Source organism: Pseudorhodoferax sp. LjRoot39 (assembly GCF_964253035.1).
Classification (GTDB): Bacteria; Pseudomonadota; Gammaproteobacteria; order Burkholderiales; family Burkholderiaceae_C; genus Pseudorhodoferax.
Genome location: NZ_CAXUQL020000001.1, coordinates 3,224,556 through 3,236,784 on the forward strand (window position 1 = coordinate 3,224,556; position 12,229 = coordinate 3,236,784).

The following is a 12,229-nucleotide window of genomic DNA, read 5'->3' on the forward strand; positions in this document are numbered from 1 at the left end:
ATTTCGTCATATTCCGTTGATTTCAATTATTTTGAAGATTATTGATTTAAAAAGACTTAACAATACTTTTCGTGACGCTGAATGACGGAGTCTTTTCGTTGGATCGGGCAGGGATTCAATCCATTGATAATGCGGGTGGCGCTGCTTTGGGTGCGGCAGAATGCGCCGCATTTGATCGCCGCGGGAGATTGGTGACGCCGTGTGATGCGGCGGTGCCGATGGCACGCGGCGTCACACAACGGCGGAGCCGCTTCACCGAGCGGACAAGCGGGGCGGCGAAGATGCGGGCTGCGCTGTCCGCTCGAACAACCACAACCCAGATCCAAGCCATGCCATCCGTGGAGTCCGCCAAGCCCTTCCATGCCTACATCGTCGAAGACGACGACGCGCTGCGCGACATGCTGTGCGCCTACCTGGGCCGCCACGGCCTGGAGGTGACCAGCATGCGCAGCGCCGAAGAGCTGCTGCAGCGCATGCACCGCCAGCGCCCCGACCTGATCGTGCTGGACGTGGGCCTGCCCGGCATGTCGGGCCTGCAGGCCTGCCAGCGCATGCGCGCCGAGGGCGACCGCGTGCCCATCATCCTGCTGACGGCCTTCAGCGAGGAGGTCGACCGCATCATCGGCCTGGAGATGGGCGCCGACGACTACCTGGGCAAGCCCTTCTCGGCGCGCGAGCTGCTCGCGCGCATCAACGCCGTGATGCGGCGCGCCTCGTTCATCCCCGGCGCGCCGATCGAGGCGCGCCGCACCGTGCGCGTGGGTCCCTTCCTGTTCGCGCTGGACTCGCGCAGCCTGCACCGCGGCGAGGAGGTGCGCGTGCTCAACACGGTGGAATACGCGCTGCTGGCCGAGCTCACGGCCAACCCCTCGGTGCCGGTCTCGCGCGAACGCCTGCTGGCCGTCTCGCACAGCCGCGGCGACGAGGTCATGCTGCGCGCAGTGGACGCCGCCATCATGCGGCTGCGCAAGCTGATCGAGCCCGAGCCGGCCTCGCCGCGCTTCATCCAGACCGTGCGCAGCCACGGCTACATGTTCGTGCCCATGGACGCATTGCTGGCCTGAGAAGCTGTGAACGAACCCCTCACGACCACGCGAGGCCTGATGACGGCCTGCCTGCATCGCCATCGTCGCGCCCAGGGCCGCGCCCTTCGGGCCGGGGCGCGCCGAGCCACATGCGCGCGTTGCAGTCCTTGCCCGGGCACCAGCCCGGGCGGCGGCCTGCGCCTTCGCCTGTGGCCCGGCGCACCCCGTCGTGGCCGCGATCGGTTCATTCACAGCTTCTGAACGCCGCGCGTTCGCCTGCCATGCGCCTCGCCTTGCGCCGCCGCCCGTTCTCCATCGTCCGGCGCCTGACCATCCTGGTGGTGGCGGTCAGCCTGGTGATGCTGTGCCTGAACGCCTACCTGTTCCTGCATGCCGTGCAACCTATGGCGGGGCAGCTCGCGAGCACGCTGGCGCGCAGCATCCTCGTTGTCCGCACGGCCCTGCAGCAGGCCCCCACGGCCCAGCGTGACGCCCTGGCCAAGGCCTTGCGCTTCGGCGGCCTGCCTGTGCACCGGGGCACGGCGGCACCGCCGTACACGCAGGCCCCGCCGCCGTTCGACCCGTTGCCCTTGCTGTCGCAACCGCAGCGCGGCATGCCACCCATGTTCGGGCCGCCACCGCGGCCGGGCATGTGGCCCGATGGCATGCGCCTGCCGCCACCGGAGGGCCGGCGCTGGCCCGGCCCGGACGGCGGGCCGGGTCCGTTCCACGAAGGTCCGCCACCCGGGCGCCAGGACTGGGCCGAGCAGTTGCGCAGCCAGCTCGACTTCCCCATCACGATGACCTGGCTGCACCCGGCGCGGCCGGGGCCGGCACTGCTGCGCGTGGGTTTCACCGTCGACCAGGACGCCTGGGTCATCGACCTGGCCGGTGGCGGGCGGCCACCGCTGGCGCCGCTGGTGCTGGCGATGTTGCTGCTGCTGGGCGTGGGCTTCGTCGCAGCCGCGGCCACGGTCGTCGGCGTGCGCTGGATCACGCGCCCGATGGCGCGCCTGGCCGACGAAGTCGTGGAGCGCCAGCGCGAGCTGCGCCCGATCGGCCAGGCCAGGTCCGTGGCGGCCGAACTGCAGCCGCTGGTCGAGGCCTTCAACGGCCTGGTCGGCGCGGTGACGGCCGCCGACGCCACGCGCCAGCAGCTGCTGGCCGGCCTGTCGCACGACCTGCGCACGCCGCTGGCGCGGCTGCGCCTGCGCATGGAGTGCATGTGCCCGGACGACCAGCTGGAAAGCATGGAACACGACTTCCAGGCGCTGGCCCACATCGTCGACCAGTTCCTGGCCTACGCCCAGGGCGAGGCCGACGTGGCGCCCGGCTCGCCCGAGCCGCTGGGCGTGCTGGCCCGGCGCGTCGCGCGCAGCCATGGCGAGGGCAAGGTGCAGGTCGAGATCGAAGACCCGGCGGCCGGCGAACTGCTGGTGCCCGACATCGCGCTGCACCGCGTGCTGAGCAACCTGATCGACAACGCCGCCGCCCACGGCGTGACGCCCATCGTGCTGCGCATCCGCAGCGTGGCGCGCGAGTGCCAGCTGCTGGTGCTCGACAGCGGCCCCGGCATCGGCGCCGAGCGCTTCGAGGAGGCGCAGCAGCCCTTCGTGCGGCTGCAGCCCGGGCGCGTGGGCATCGGCCACTGCGGCCTGGGCCTGGCCATCGTGGCGCAGATCGCGCGGCGCCTGCACGGCCGCGTGTTCCTGCACGCGTTCGACGGGCAGCAGTCCGGCGTGGGCATCGCCCTGCCGTACCCCGCGCACATCTGAACTACTTCGGCAGGGCTTCCACCTCCCTGGTCCAGCGGTCGATCAGCCGCTTGCGCTCGGCCGACTTGCCGTACTTCTCGAAGTCGTACTTGATGAGCTTGACGCTGTCGATGGACGGGATGCGCGGGTCGGGCTTGAACGTGCGGTTGGCGGGGGTCTGGTAGCTGCCCACCGTGGCACCGATGGCCTGGCCGGCCGGGCCCATGAGCCAGTCGTAGTACTTCTGCGCATTGGCCTTGTTGCGCGCGCCCTTCACGAGCGCGATGCCGCCGATCTCGTAGCTCGTGCCTTCGCAGGGCGCGGCCGTCTTCACGGGGTACTTGTCGTGCTTCCACTTCTCGAAGTTGAAGGCGAAGGTCACGCCGATGGCGACCTCGCCCTTGGCCACGTTGGGCGCCTGGGCCTGGCCGCTGCGCGTGTACTGGGTCACGTTGCGGTGCAGCTTCTTGAGGTAGTCGAAGGCGGCGTCCTCGCCCATCTGCTGCACCAGGCCGGCGATCACGGTGTAGGCCGTGCCGCTGGAGGCCGGGTGCGAGATCTCGATCTCGCCCTTGTATTCGGGCTTGACCAGGTCGGCCCAGCACTTGGGCTCGGGCAGGCCCTTCTTCTTGAGCAGCTCGGTGTTGTAGCCGAAGCCGATGGTGCTGGTGTAGAAGCCGCCGACCTGGTTGCCGCTCATGGCGTACTGGCGCACGGCCCATTCGTGCAGGTCGTTCATGTAGGCGGGGCGGTAGGCGTCGAGCAGGCCGGCCTCGGCGGCCTGCAGGAAAGGGTCGCCCGTGCCACCCCACCAGATGTCGGTCTTGGGGTTCTGCGCCTCGGCGCGCAGTTGGGCGCCGATCTCGCCCGTGCCCTTGTGGGCCTGGTTGACCTTGATGCCGGTCTGGCGTGTGAACGCGGCGGCCGCGGCTTCGCACCAGGGGGCGTCGGTGCTGCACAGCGCATTGACCACGCCCTGGGCCTGGGCCTCACCGGTGGTTGCGGCGAGCACGGCGATGGCCAGGGCGGGGAGGGAGCGGGTGAAGAGGGGCATGCGATCTCCTGTTGTTGTGTCGGTGCGGGCCATTGTGGGATGGCCCGGCCGCGCATGCCCTTCGGGTTTTCAGCCAGCCATCAGAGCGCCTGCGGCACCAGGTCGAGGAAGCCGCTGACCTCGGCCAGCCGGCCATCGCCCGCGAGCATCGCGAAGTCCGTGCCCTTGGCCACGGCGGTGGCCGCGTCGGGGCCCAGCGTCCAGCGAAAGCGCAGGCGCTCGCCGTGGCCGTCGGCCTGGCCGTCGAGGTGGAAGCGCAGGCCACCGAACTGCTGCTGCGCGGCGCCGATCATCTGGTCCAGCGCCGCGTGGCCCTGGGCCTGCATGAGCGGGTCGGTGTAGCGCGCATCGGGCGCGAAGGCCTGGGCGATGGCGTGGGCGCGCTCGGCGCCGCTGGCGTTCCAGGCGGCGATGTACTGCTGGGCGATGGCCTGGTAGTCGCGGGCGGTGTTCATGGACAAGTTCTCCTGCGTTGCAGCGCTCCCCCGTGGAACGCATGGCGCAAGAGTAGGCCGCGGCCTTCGCGCGGGCCATGACCTGGCAGGTCATGGCGGCGTGGCTACATCGCCCAGATGCGCGGCGGCGTGGCCGGCAGCTGCCAGCAGGCGCCGCGCCAGGCGGCCCAGATCTGCTGCAGGAGGTCCATGGCCGGCTCGACCACGGGTGCCAGCGCGCGCACCACCACGGCCTGCGTGTTGGGGCTGGTGGCGCCGGCCGTGGCGCGCAGTGCGTGGCCTTCGATGACGGCGCGCGCGGTGTCCAGCACCTGCTCGCGCCGGCCGCGCGCGAGCTTGTCGCCGCAGGCGAAGTACAGCGTGGCCAGGCAGCGCTGGCCGGCCAGGCCGAGCGGGCCGTCGAGCAGCAGCGCGTCGTCGGCCGCGATGCGCGCGCGCTCCAGCCATACGCCGGGCAGCTCCAGATGCTGGCGCAGTTCGCCCTGCGTGAAGGGCTTGCCGGCGTGCGGCAGGCCGAATGCCGTGATGTCCCAGCCGATCATCTCGGCGCCGGGCGCCAGCTGCAGGCTGAGCCGGTTCTCGGCCAGGCACTGGTCGTAGCAAATGGTCTCGGCCGGCAGCCATTCGAGCCGCGCGCCGCCCGCCAGCGCCAGTTGCGTGTGCTGCGCCGCGGTCTCGCCGGCGCTGCGGTAAAAGCGCGCGGCGCCGGGCGTGGTGACGAGGCCGTGCGCGCCTTCGCCCACGTCGACGCGGATGTCCAGCAGGTCGCCGCCCACCAGCCCGCCGGGCGGGTGCACGAGCACGTTGTGGCAGATGCTCTCGCGCTCGGGGTACAGGCTCTGCAGCACGCGCAGCGGGCCCTGGTGGCGGTGGCGCGCAACGCTGCGGCCCGCTTCGAGACGGTAGTCCAGCGCCAGGCTGGCATGCCAGGCCATCGTGCTAGGCGAGCAGTTGGTACAGCCAGGTCTCGGACAGGGTCTGGTCGCCGAGCTTGAGGAACAGGCGCAGGTCCACCGGTCCGTTGCCATCGGGCGTGTAGTCGAACTGGGCGCGCCAGTGGCCCGCCACGTTGTTCGGCACGGCCTCGGTGAACACGTACGAGAAGCTGCCGCGCGAGGCGCTCAGCACGGCCTCGGGCTTCACGCCGAAGGGCACGTTGGCCAGCGGCCCGCCCAGGAACTCGACCATGAACTTGCGCACGCCCTGCGGGCGCGGCTGGCCCGGCACGCCGCCGCGGCCGATGCGCGTGGCCACGCAGCGCGCCAGCGGCGAGGGGAAGGGCTCGCCCGCGACCCAGTGCAGGCGGTAGCGCAGCTCGTGGCTGCTGCCGGCCACGGCCTTGGCCTTGGGCACCCAGAAGGCACCGATGTTGTCGTGGATCTCGTCGTCGGTCGGGATCTCGACGAGCTCGACCGCGCCCTCGCCGAAGTCCGACAGCGGCTCCACCCACAGGCTGGGGCGCTTGTCGTAGTTCACGCCGTCCAGGTAGTGGTCGAAGTTGCGGTCGCGCTGCATCAGGCCGAAGCCCTTGGGCGAGCTGTCGCCGAAGGCCGAGATGCCGGTGGCGGCCGGGTTGTTGAGCGGGCGCCAGATGCGCTCGCCACCGCCGGTCCACAGCGCCAGGCCGTCGGAGTCGTGCACCTCGGGGCGCCAGTCGATGCCGGTGGGTTTGAGCTTGTCGGAGTACCAGTACATCGAGGTCAGCGGCACCAGGCCCAGGCGCGCGACGTCCTGGCGCAGGAACAGCTTGCTGTCGATGTCCATGGTCACGGCCTGGTCGCGCCGCATCTGGAAGCGGTAGACGCCGGCGATGCTGGGGCCTTCGAGCAGCGCATAGACCACGACCGTGTCGCTGCCATCGGCCGGCGGCTCGAACCAGACCTGCGTGAACGCGGGGAACTCCTCGTTCTTGCCGGGGACGGCCACGTCCAGCGCCACCCCGCGCGCCGACAGGCCGTACTGGTACAGGCCGCCGATGGCGCGGAAGTACGAGGCGCCCAGGAAGGCCACCCAGTCGTTGCCCTGCCAGGGCAGCTTGGCCTGGTCGCCGAGCCGGCTTTCCTGGAAGCGAAAGCCTGCGAAGCCTGCGCCGGGGGGCAGGGCCTTGGCCGGGCTGTCGGCCGGCATCTCGAAATAGGCCGGGTCGTAGAGGATCTCGCGGCCGCGTGCGCCGCTGCCGGCCTTGTCCAGCACATGCATGTGCACCGGCGTCTGGAAGTAGCGGCCCATGTGGAAGAAGGTCACCGGGAACGGGCCAGGCCCGTCCTTGAACAGCGCGAAGTCGGTCTTGTACTTGAGCTTGCCGTGGGCGTCGTAGTCGATGCGCTCGAGCACGTCGGCGGGCAGCGGTGGCGGCGGTGCGTAGGGCTTGGCGGCCAGTGCGCGGGCCTGGGCGACGAGGGCGTCGAAGTCGAAGGGCTTGGCCGGTCCGAGCTTGAGGCCGGCTTGCGCCAGCGCCTCTGGAGACAGTCCCAGGGCGGCCAGCGCCGCCACGGTGCCGCTTGCGGTCAGGAGGGTTCTGCGGTGCAACATCGGACCGAATGTACCGGAGCCCAAAGCCCCCGCCGAAGCGCCTGCCGCACTGGGGCCATTGGGCGACAGGCGGTGTCGGCGTCGGCCTACACCAGCGTGAACGGCCCCTGGACAGCGGGGGGCGCGCGGTCCGCCGTGCGGGCTTCGGGGCCGTCGTCGATGGCCGCCAATGGCAGCGCCGGCATGGGCCTGCCGTAGATGCGGCGCACGCGCTCGGCCAGCGGCGGGTGTGCGTCGAACCAGTTGGACCCGCGGCCACCATCGCTGACCAGCAGCAGGTGGTGCAGCGCCGGATGCAGCGGGCGCTGGAGCGCGCGCCGTTCGCGCGCCAGGCGCTGCTCGGTCATGGCCTTGCGCAGCACGCCGCCCAGGCCGTCGCGGCTGCGCGTCCACTGCACGGTGCGCGCGTCGGCCAGGAACTCGCGCTGGCGCGACACGGCCGCCTGCAGCATGCGCCCGGCCAGCCAGCCGAACGAGCCCATCATCCGCACGGGCCAGCCCACCAGCAGCGCGAATCCGCCGCGCTCGCCGAGCGTGATGCCGAAGTCGTGCACCAGCTCCAGCCCGCTGACCATGCCGGCCAGCTGCATGTTCAGGCGCGTGTCGCCCTCGTGGATGTGGCTGCACTCGTGCGCCACCATGCCCTGCAGCTCCTCGCGCGTGAGCTTCTCCAGCGCACCCTGGGTCACGGCGACCACGGCATTGCCCTCGTGCCAGCCCGTGGCGAAGGCGTTGATGCCTTGCACGCGCGGCAGCACCATGGCCTGAGGCCGCGGCATGGCAGCAGCAATCGCGATCTCGTCGACCACGTTGCACAGGCGCTGCTCCGCATGCGAGAGGCCCGGCCGGGCCTCGCGTGCACCGGCGCGGTGTGCCAGGCGCTGGGCTGCGCCGGCGTGCAGGGCCGAGGTTTCGATCCACCAGCCGCCCAGCACCAGCAGCAGCGTGACGCCCACGTTGACGCTGAAAAAGTAAGCCGGGAAGGGCAGGTCGCCGCCCAGCAGCAGGCGCAGCGCGAGCCAGCCCAGCGCCAGCGCGGTGTGCACGCCGGCCACGGTGGCCAGTACCGCGAGCACGAAGCCGGCGACCAGCTTGCGCGTGGCGCGCCGCGCCTGGTCCTGGTGCTCGAAGAAGCGCACGCGCGCAGAGGTTTAGAACGCCACCCTGGGCGCAGCGCGCTCGGCCGCCGACTGGGTGGACTGCAGCATGGCCGCTGGCGTGAAGCCCGCCAGCCGCGCCACCAGCAGGTCCGGAAAGTGCGTGGCCGCGTCGTTGAAGGCCAGTACCTGGTCGTTGTAGGCCTGGCGCGCGAAACCGATGCGGTTCTCGGTGCTGGTCAGTTCCTCGCTGAGCGAGCGCATGCTGGCGTCGGCCTTGAGTTCGGGGTAGTCCTCGGCCACCACGAGCAGCCGGCCCAGGCTGCCGCCCAGGGCCTGCTCGGCAGCCGTCAGCGCACCGATGGCTGCGGCACTGGTGGGCGCGGCGCGGGCCGCGTCGGCGGCGCCCAGCGCCGCGCCACGGGCCTGCGTGACGGCCTGCAGCGTGGCCGCTTCATGGGCCAGGTAGCGCCTGGCCACCTCGACCAGATTGGGCACGAGATCGTGGCGGCGCTTGAGCTGCACGTCGATCTGGCCGAAGGCGTTGGCGATGCGGTTGCGGTGCCGGACCAGCCGGTTGTAGACCCTGGCTGCCCACGCCGCCGCGACCACCAACAGGGCCACCACCACCCATCCTTGCACTGCCATGCATGCCTCCCGCGTTGGGCCGGCCACGCGGCCGGCGCCCGACTATGGCACAGGGGGTGGGTCAGTCGTCCAGGCTGTCGCGCCGGCCGCGCCGCAGTGGGGCCTCGGGCGGTGCCATCGCACCGCGCAAGGCCGACTCGCCGCGTTCGGTGAGGCCGAAGATCACGGCTTCGCCCTCTTCGCCGAAAGCGGTGTTCAAGGGCCCCAGCGGCACCGATGCGGTGATGTACTCGGCGGCCTTGAGCACGCGCACCTTGTCGACATCACTGGCCTTGCGCACCAGCAAAGGGAAGCGTGCCCGTTCGAGCCGGGCGAGATAGTCCAGCGGCATGGGTTCCTCCGTCAGCACGATGTCAGCTGATTGTGGCGAGGCAGTCCCCGCGCTGGGATTATTTTGTGTAACGACCCTGCCGGACACTTGGCTAAACCATGATGCAAATGCCGCAAGGTTCGGCTCTCAGCGCTGCTGCCAGAAACCCTGGTGCGTGGCCACCATCTCGGCCGCGACCTCGGGGACCGGCCCGGTCACCACGACCGGGCGCTGCCCGCGCGCGAAGACGTCGCGGCAGGGCAGGGCCAGCGTGGGGTTCTCGGGATGGTCGCCGGTCAGTGCGAGCAGGTCGGTTTCCTCGGCGCCGTAGACCACGCTGCCGATGCCGGCCCAGTAGACCGTGCCCGCGCACATGGCGCAGGGCTCGAAGGTGGTGACCAGCGTGCACTGCGCGAGGTAGGCGCCGGGGTAGTTGGCCGCCGCGTGCCGCGCGAGCGTGGACTCGGCATGGTTCACGGTGTCGATGTTGCCCTGCTCGGCCAGCACGGTCTCACCGTCGGGCGCGACCAGCAGCGCGCCGAACGGGTGCCGGCCCATGGCCATGGCGCGCCGCGCGACCTGGTCTGCGCGGCGCAGCTGGCGGACCACCTGGTCGTCGTTCATGCGTTCTGGCTGCCGCGGTGCGCCCAGCCCGTCGTGTGCTTCTCGATGGCACTGAAGAGCTCGTACATGAGCATGGCCATCGCGCCCACCACCAGCAGGCCGGCGAAGGCCAGGCCCATCTGCATGGACGAACCGGCCGAGATCAGCAGGTAGCCGATGCCCTCGTTGGCAGCCGTCATCTCCGACACCGTGGTACCGACGAAAGCCAGCGTGATCGCGACCTTGAGCGAGCCGTAGAAGTAAGGCATGGAGCGCGGCAGGCCGACCTTCATGAGCACGTCCCAGCGCTTGGCGCCCAGCACGCGCAGCACGTCTTCGAGCTCCGGCTCCAGCGTGGCCAGGCCCGTGGCGATGTTGACCATGATGGGGAAGAAGCTGATCAGGAAGGCCGTGAGGATGGCCGGGCCCACGCCGATGCCGAACCACACCACCAGGATCGGCACGAACGCCGCCTTGGGCAGCGCGTTGAAGGCCGTCATGAGCGGGTAGACCGCCGCATAGGCCAGCCGCGAGGAACCGATCACGAAGCCCAGCAGCACGCCGACCACGATGGCGATGCCAAAGCCCGCCATCGTCACCCAGAAGGTGCGCCAGGCGTGGCCCGCGATGATGGCCTTGAACTCCCAGAACTGCTCCCAGATCCGCAGCGGGCTCGGGAAGATGAACTCGGACACGTTGAACGCCGCGCACACGATCTGCCATAGCAGAACGACCACCAACAGCAGCAGCCAGGGCGACCAGGCTTCGACGACTTTCTTGTTCATTGCGGCAGTGCGTTCTCGAGGGGTTTGGCGGCGCCGCTGCGGATGGCACCGATGTGGCTGCGCAGTTCGAGCACGATGTCGGTGAACTCCTTGGTGTAGGTCACCTCGAGCTCGCGCGGGCGCGGCAGTTCGATCTCGCGCTTGACGACGAAGCGGCCCGGGCTCTTGCTCATCACGTAGACCGTGTCGGCCAGGAATACCGATTCGCGCAGGTCGTGCGTGACCAGGATCACGTTGAAGCCCTGTTCGGCATGCAGGTCGCGCAGGATGCACCAGAGCTCCTCGCGCGTGAACGCGTCGAGCGCGCCGAAGGGCTCGTCGAGCAGCAGCATCTTGGGCTCGTGGATCAGCGCGCGGCAGATGCTCGCGCGCTGCTGCATGCCGCCCGACAGCTGCCAGGGGAACTTGTCCTCGTAGCCCTTGAGGCCCACCTTTTGCAGCAGCCTGCGGGCGCGCTCTTCGTACTGCTTGCGGTTCTTCTTGAAGGTCGAGCGGTAGGGCTCGACGATCTCCAGCGGCAAGAGCACGTTGTCCACCGTGGTGCGCCAGGGCAGCAGCGAGGAGGCCTGGAAGGCCATGCCCGAGATCTTGAGCGGGCCCGTGACGGGCTGGCCATCGATGAAGATCTTGCCCATGGAGGGCATCTTCAGTCCGGTGGTCAGCTTCATGAAGGTCGACTTGCCGCAGCCCGAGGGCCCGACGATGGCGATGAACTCGCCCTTCTTGACCTTCAGGTCGATGGCTTCGACGGCGAAGTGGTTCTCGCGCAGCAGCTGTTCGTTGTAGGCCAGCCAGACATCTCTGAAGTCAACGAATGGGGTGTCTTCTGCCATCGTCACTTCTTGGCCGGCGGCAGCGCGTTGAGTTCGGCGGCGCTGGGCAGGAAGCTGGCGTTCCACACCGCGTCGGCGTTCACGCGCGTCTTGGTGCCGAAGGCATCCGACACCTGCGAGGCCATCAGCGACAACCGGCCCGGGTTGACCTGGCCGAAGCCCTCGGCGCGCGCGTTGGGGCTGGCGAGCACGGTGTCGATGGCCAGCTGCAGGCGGCGTGTTTCGAGTGCGGTGTTGACGATGCCGTCGCGCGCCTTCACGTACTCGATGGCGGCTGACGGGTTGGCCATGACCTCCTTGGCGCCCTTGGCGAAGGCCGCGAGGAAGGCCTTGATGGCCGCCGGGTTCTCCTTGACCAGCTTGGGCGAGGCGATGACGACGTTGCCATACAGCTTCACGCCGTACTGCGGGTAGGGCAGGACCACCACGTCTTCGGTCTTCACGCCGCGTGCTTCCAGGTTCAGGAGGGATGTAAAGGTGAAGCCCGTGATGGCGTCGATGTCGCCGCGCACCAGCATGGTCTCGCGCAGCGGCGGGTCCATGGCCGTCCACTGCACGTTGCCCACGTTGTTGGCCTTGGCGAAGATCGGGAAGGCGCGGCGGCCGGCGTCGAACACCGGGGCGCCGAGCTTCTTGCCGGTCAGGTCGGCAGGGCTCTTGATGCCGCTCTTCTTGAGCGCCATGACCGAGGCCGGCGTGTCGTTGTAGACCATCATGACCGCGACCGGCTTGTTCGGTGCGTCGGGGTTGTTGGCGTGGAACTCCATGAGCGCGGCCAGATCGGCGAAGCCCATGTCGTAGGCACCCGAGGCCACGCGCGTGACCGTGCCGCCCGAGCCGTTGCCGGCATCGATGGCGACGTCCAGGCCCGCGGCCTTGAAGTAGCCCTTGGCAGCGGGCTGCAGGAACAGCGCAGCCGGTCCTTCGAAACGCCAGTCGAGCTGGAACTTGATCGGCGTGGTCTGCGCATGGGCGGCCGGCAGGCCGAACGCGAGGGCAGAGGCGGCGAAGAAGGACTGGAGCAGGTGGCGCTTGTTCATCGGTGTCTCGGAGTGAAAAGTGCAGGATTTAAGCAAGTTGGGTGCCTGCACGCCATTGGTGCGATTCCCGAGCAATCAACGAAAACGCCCCAC

At 69.8% G+C, this 12,229-nt stretch carries 13 protein-coding genes; 2 read left to right on the forward strand and 11 right to left on the reverse strand.

From position 1 onward, the window contains the following. The first annotated feature begins 329 nt into the window (after positions 1-329). Together ACSQ4M_RS15080 and ACSQ4M_RS15085 are read left to right on the forward strand one after the other, a co-directional pair. Positions 330-1,064 carry a response regulator gene (locus tag ACSQ4M_RS15080; protein WP_056660636.1) on the forward strand — a complete coding sequence of 245 codons (735 nt, stop codon included), beginning with the start codon at positions 330-332 and terminating at the stop codon, positions 1,062-1,064. Positions 1,065-1,306: 242 nt separating this feature from the next. Next, entirely contained in the window at positions 1,307-2,800 is a 1,494-nt protein-coding gene (locus tag ACSQ4M_RS15085) for a sensor histidine kinase (RefSeq protein ID WP_436190265.1), read from the forward strand. 1 nt (position 2,801) lies between these two features. Here the strand turns inward: ACSQ4M_RS15085 and ACSQ4M_RS15090 are convergent, their stop codons facing one another. From ACSQ4M_RS15090 to ACSQ4M_RS15140, 11 genes are all read right to left on the reverse strand, one after another. Beyond that, positions 2,802-3,833 carry an ABC transporter substrate-binding protein gene (locus ACSQ4M_RS15090; RefSeq protein ID WP_436190266.1) on the reverse strand — a complete coding sequence of 344 codons (1,032 nt, stop codon included), beginning with the start codon at positions 3,831-3,833 and terminating at the stop codon, positions 2,802-2,804. An 80-nt stretch (positions 3,834-3,913) separates the two neighbouring features. Next, positions 3,914-4,288 carry a nuclear transport factor 2 family protein gene (locus ACSQ4M_RS15095; protein WP_436190267.1) on the reverse strand — a complete coding sequence of 125 codons (375 nt, stop codon included), beginning with the start codon at positions 4,286-4,288 and terminating at the stop codon, positions 3,914-3,916. 104 nt (positions 4,289-4,392) lie between these two features. Continuing rightward, on the reverse strand, positions 4,393-5,223 hold the full coding sequence (locus ACSQ4M_RS15100; protein ID WP_436190268.1) for an urease accessory protein UreD: 831 nt from the start codon (positions 5,221-5,223) through the stop codon (positions 4,393-4,395). Between the two features lie 4 nt (positions 5,224-5,227). Further along, complete coding sequence (locus ACSQ4M_RS15105; RefSeq protein WP_436190269.1) at positions 5,228-6,820, reverse strand: glucan biosynthesis protein; 1,593 nt, start codon at positions 6,818-6,820, stop codon at positions 5,228-5,230. A gap of 86 nt (positions 6,821-6,906) precedes the next feature. Continuing rightward, the gene (locus tag ACSQ4M_RS15110) at positions 6,907-7,959 is read right to left on the reverse strand and encodes a M48 family metalloprotease (protein WP_436190270.1); all 1,053 of its coding nucleotides are present in this window, start codon (positions 7,957-7,959) and stop codon (positions 6,907-6,909) included. A 12-nt stretch (positions 7,960-7,971) separates the two neighbouring features. Further along, positions 7,972-8,565, reverse strand: coding sequence for a LemA family protein (locus ACSQ4M_RS15115; RefSeq protein ID WP_436190271.1), 594 nt, complete (start codon positions 8,563-8,565; stop codon positions 7,972-7,974). A gap of 61 nt (positions 8,566-8,626) precedes the next feature. Beyond that, entirely contained in the window at positions 8,627-8,914 is a 288-nt protein-coding gene (locus ACSQ4M_RS15120) for a hypothetical protein (protein WP_436190272.1), read from the reverse strand. Positions 8,915-9,022: 108 nt separating this feature from the next. Continuing rightward, the gene (locus ACSQ4M_RS15125; protein WP_436190273.1) at positions 9,023-9,499 is read right to left on the reverse strand and encodes a nucleoside deaminase; all 477 of its coding nucleotides are present in this window, start codon (positions 9,497-9,499) and stop codon (positions 9,023-9,025) included. Then, entirely contained in the window at positions 9,496-10,263 is a 768-nt protein-coding gene (locus tag ACSQ4M_RS15130; protein WP_436190274.1) for an ABC transporter permease, read from the reverse strand. Before ACSQ4M_RS15130 ends, ACSQ4M_RS15125 begins: the two co-directional genes overlap by 4 nt. Next, the gene (locus ACSQ4M_RS15135; RefSeq protein ID WP_436190275.1) at positions 10,260-11,096 is read right to left on the reverse strand and encodes an ABC transporter ATP-binding protein; all 837 of its coding nucleotides are present in this window, start codon (positions 11,094-11,096) and stop codon (positions 10,260-10,262) included. Before ACSQ4M_RS15135 ends, ACSQ4M_RS15130 begins: the two co-directional genes overlap by 4 nt. A gap of 2 nt (positions 11,097-11,098) precedes the next feature. Continuing rightward, a complete protein-coding gene (locus ACSQ4M_RS15140) occupies positions 11,099-12,136 on the reverse strand; it encodes an ABC transporter substrate-binding protein (protein WP_436190276.1) in 1,038 nt (345 codons plus the stop codon). Positions 12,137-12,229 lie beyond the last annotated feature (93 nt).